Raw genomic sequence first — 960 nt, 5'->3', positions numbered from 1 at the left:
CCGCGGCAGCTTCGTCCCGCTCGCGCGCGAGGGCGGCCCGGGCGGTGTCGATCTCCTGCCGCAGTGCGGTGCGCTCGGCTTCGAGGGAGCCGATGTCCGCGGCACGGCGGTCGGCGATCTCGGTGTCGAGCTCGCCGTGCTCGCGCTCGCGTCGGGCGGCGAGCTCGGCCTCGTGGTCGCGCGAGGCCCGCTCGGCTGCGGTCTCGGCCTCGGCCCGCTCCCGTTCGATGCGCGTCCGGTGCTCCTCGAGCTCGCGGGCGATGCGGTCCTCGGTCTCCTGCACGAGCCGCGCGTTCTCAGCGCGGGTCTGCTCCTCGTCGACGCGGAGCTGGGCGCGGGCGGCCTCGACCTCCTGCTCGAGGGACGTCCGGGCGGTCGCGAGTTCACGCTCCCACTCGGCGCGCGCGGCGGCGAGCTGCTCCTCGGTGTCGCGGCGGCGGTCGGCGAGCTCGGTGTCGAGGTCGGCACGGCGGCGCTCGACCTCGGCTGCGAGGTCGGCGCGGCCGGTCTCGAGCTCGAGGGCGTGCACGCGCTGCTGCTCGTCACGCTCGTGCTGCCAGGCCGCGCGGGCCTCGGTGAGTTCGCGCTCGAGCGCGGCGCGGCGCTCGGTCTCCGTGCGGTCGAGGTCCTCGACACGACGGGCGTGGTCGGCCTCGAACACCGAACGGCGGTGTTCCGTCTCGCGGTCGAGGTCGGCCGCGGCGGCCCGGGCGTCGGCGGACTCGCGGTGCGCGGTCTCGCGGAGTTCGGCGACCTCGTGCTCGACCCGCGCGCGGAGGGCGTTGGTCTCACGGATCGCGACCGAGCGGACCTCGGCGGCCTCGGTGACGGCCGCGCCGCGGACCGCGGCGCCCTCGTTGCGCGCGTCCTGCAGCAGGAGACCGGCCTCGGCACGGGCGCGCTCGACCGTGTCCGCAGCCTTCGCCCGGGCACGGTGGAATTCGTCGGTGCCCCGGGCCC

At 77.0% G+C, this 960-nt stretch carries 1 pseudogene; it reads right to left on the bottom strand.

The features are described from left to right. Positions 1-960 (bottom strand): annotated as a pseudogene (locus tag I59_RS22680) (hypothetical protein); the annotation flags it as partial.

This window comes from Curtobacterium sp. B8 (assembly GCF_000333315.1).
Lineage (GTDB): Bacteria > Actinomycetota > Actinomycetes > Actinomycetales > Microbacteriaceae > Curtobacterium > Curtobacterium luteum.
The sequence above is the reverse complement of the archived record's forward strand: the minus strand, read 5'-3'. Positions and strand labels throughout refer to the sequence as shown.